The sequence below is a fragment of the Kitasatospora sp. NPDC003701 genome (genome assembly GCF_053587085.1).
Window position 1 is genome coordinate 1 of sequence record NZ_JBSFNM010000154.1, and the last position, 3177, is coordinate 3177.

At 71.1% G+C, this 3177-nt stretch carries 2 protein-coding genes; both read left to right on the forward strand.

Annotation, left to right across the window (positions count from 1 at the left end; genetic code table 11):
* Positions 1–4: 4 nt before the first annotated feature.
* A complete protein-coding gene (locus ACWDRR_RS44300; RefSeq protein ID WP_449778016.1) occupies positions 5–727 on the forward strand; it encodes an ABC transporter ATP-binding protein in 723 nt (240 codons plus the stop codon).
* Positions 721–3171, forward strand: coding sequence for an FtsX-like permease family protein (locus ACWDRR_RS44305; protein WP_449778015.1), 2451 nt, complete (start codon positions 721–723; stop codon positions 3169–3171). Before ACWDRR_RS44300 ends, ACWDRR_RS44305 begins: the two co-directional genes overlap by 7 nt.
* Positions 3172–3177: the final 6 nt, after the last annotated feature.

Consider the following 3177-nt stretch of genomic DNA (forward strand, 5'->3'; position numbering starts at 1 on the left):
CGGTGTGCACAAGCTCTACGGTCGTGGTGACAATCGGGTGCGGGCGCTCGACGGGGTGGATGTCGGGTTCGAGGCGGGGACGTTCACCGCGATCATGGGGCCTTCGGGTTCGGGCAAGTCGACGTTGTTGCAGTGTGCGGCGGGTCTGGACCGGGTCGACGCCGGTGAGGTCCTGCTGGACGGGGCGCCGTTGCACAAGCTCCCGGAGCGTGCGCTGACGGAGTTGCGTCGTGAGCACATGGGTTTCATCTTCCAGTCCTTCAACCTGATCCCGGCACTGACTGCCCGCCAGAACGTGGAACTGCCGCTGCGGTTGGCCGGACGGGAACTCGACACGGCGGCGATCGGGCGGAGCCTGGCCCAGGTCGGACTGGCCGAACGCGGCGGGCACCGGCCCGGCGAGCTGTCCGGCGGCCAGCAGCAGCGGGTCGCGATCGCGCGGGCACTGGTGACCAGGCCGAAGGTGATCTTCGCGGACGAGCCGACCGGCGCGCTGGACTCCAGGACCGCCCGGGAGGTCCTGGCCCTGCTGCGCGGGGTCGTCGAGGAGCACGGGCAGACGGTGGTCATGGTCACCCACGACCCGGTCGCCGCCTCCTACTCGCAGCGGGTGGTCTTCCTCGCCGACGGCCGGGTGACCGGCGAACTGTTCGAACCGACGGCCGAGTCCGTCGCGCTGCGGATGGCCGCCCTGGAACCCGGCGAGAGCGGGACGAACCCGTGCTGAAGATCGCCCTGGCCACCCTGCGCCACCGCCTGATGGGCTTCGTGGGCGCCTTCCTCGCCCTCGCGCTCGGCACCACCATGATCGGCATGATGACGCTGACCCTGGCGGCCACCTTCGGCACCCCGCACCCGGGCCCGCAACGCTTCAAGGAAGCCCGCACGGTCATCGCCCCGCAGGGCTTCGAGGGACGCCCGATGAAGGCCCCCGCCGTCCTGCCCGCCGACGTCGTGGCCGACGTCACCGCGGCCGGCACCGCCACCCCCGACCGCAGCTTCCCCGTGCGCCTGGACCCCGGCCCCGCCGCGACCGGCCACCCCTGGTCCTCCGCCGCGTTCGCGGGCTACCGCCTGACGGCCGGACACGCCCCCCGGGCCGCGGACGAGATCGTCCTCGCCGGCGACCCCTCCCTGATCGGACGTCAGACCCGCGCCACCGCCCCGGAGAACACCGGACAGTACAAGATCGTCGGAGTGACCGACGCGCCCTGGTTCGAGAACCCGGCCTTCTTCAGCGACACCGAGGCCCAGCGCCTCTCCCCCGGCGTCAACGCCCTCGTCACCGACCAGCGCGCCGCACAGCTGTCCACCCTCCTGACCGGCCGGGCCACCGTCGTGACCGGCGACGACCTGATCCGCCTGGACACCGACACCACCGGCGGCGCCCAGGCCCTCGCCAACGCCCAGGCCATGGCCGGCAGCACCACCGGACTCGCCGTGTCCGTCGCCGTGTTCGTCGTCATCGCCACCTTCGCCTTCGCCACCGAACAACGCCGCCGCGAACTCGCCCTCATGCGCCTGATCGGCGCCGCCCCCCGACAAGTACGCCGCATGGTCCTCGGCGAAGCCCTCCTCATCGGCCTCGCCGCCGCCACCGCCGGCTGCCTCCTCGCCCCGCTGTGCACCATGCCCCTGCGCGCCTGGATGCTCGACCACAACGTCGCCCCGACCTGGTTCACCATCCCCCTCAACCCCCTGCCCCTGCTGATCTCCTTCCTCATCGGCGTGATCGCCGCCCTGACCGGCTCCGCCGCCACCCTCGTACGCGTCTCCCTCGTCAAACCCATCGAGGTCCTGCGCGAGAACGCGGTCGAACGCCGCGTCATGACCCCCCTGCGCTGGCTCCTCGGCACCGCCATGCTCATCGGAGCCGTCACCGCCGGCATCGTCATCAGCCGCACCGAGCCCTACCTCGCCGCCAGCGTCCGCAAATACGAGGCCGTCCCCGTCCTCTACGTCGGCGCCGTCACCCTCCTCGCACCGATCCTGCTACGACCCGTCACCCGCCTACTGCTCGCCCCACTGCGCCGCTCCACCAAGGCCGGCCCCGTCCTGGTCCGCGAGAACATCCTCACCTCCCGCCGACGCACCGCCGCCACCGTCGCCCCCGTCGTCGTCGCCGTCGGCCTGGTCGCCACCCTGCTGACCATGCAGAAGACCGGCGACGCCGCCCAACTGACCCGCCAGCAACAGGAAATCCACGCCACCGCCGTCGTCGTGCCCACCGGCCCCGGCATCACCACCACCACCCTCGACAGACTCACCGCCGTCCCCGGCATCCGCGTCACCCCCACCACCTCGATGAACATCCGCATCGGCACCCCCGACGGCGACCAGATCGACTCCCTCAGCGCCAACGCCGTACCCGCCGCCGCCCTCGGCACCACCATCACCCCACCCCTCGTCTCCGGCAGCCTCACCGACCTGCCCGACAACTTCCTGATCATCGACGAACACGCCGCCCAGTCGAACAGCCTCACCACCGGCGACCACGTCGTCACCCTCCTGCCCAACGGCACACGCGTGACCTGCGTCATCGCCGCCGTCATCGCCCGCGGCCTCGCCGGCGACGACACCTACCTCTCCGCCACCCTCACCACCACGACCACCCCCACCCGCCTCTACCTCGACTCCCGCACCGGCACCGGCCAACCCCTCGACCCACCACAGACCACCGCCGTCGACCAGGCCCTCACCGACACCGGCGCACACCTCGTCGACTACGACACCTACCTCGAGACCCAACGCGCCCACGCCGCCGAACAGAGCGACAACGCCGCCGTCGTCATCCTCGGCATCGCCCTCGCCTACGCCCTGATCGCCGTCGCCAACACCCTGATCATGGCCATGGCCGGACGACGCCGCGAATTCGCCCTCCTCGGCCTCGTCGGCACCGCACGCACCCAGATCATCAAGATCACCACAGCCGAATCAGCCATCGCCGTCACCGTCGGCACCCTCCTCGCCGCCATCGCCACCGCACTCGCCGCCACCACCCAACACCTCTCACTCACCAAACTCATCACCCACCCGTCAACCGTCGTCCCCTGGACCCGGATCACCGAGACCATCGCACTCTGCGCCCTCGTCACCCTGGCCACCACGACACAAGCAACCGCACGCGCAACCCGCCAACGAGCCATCGAAGCCGCAGGCAACCGCGAATAGAACACG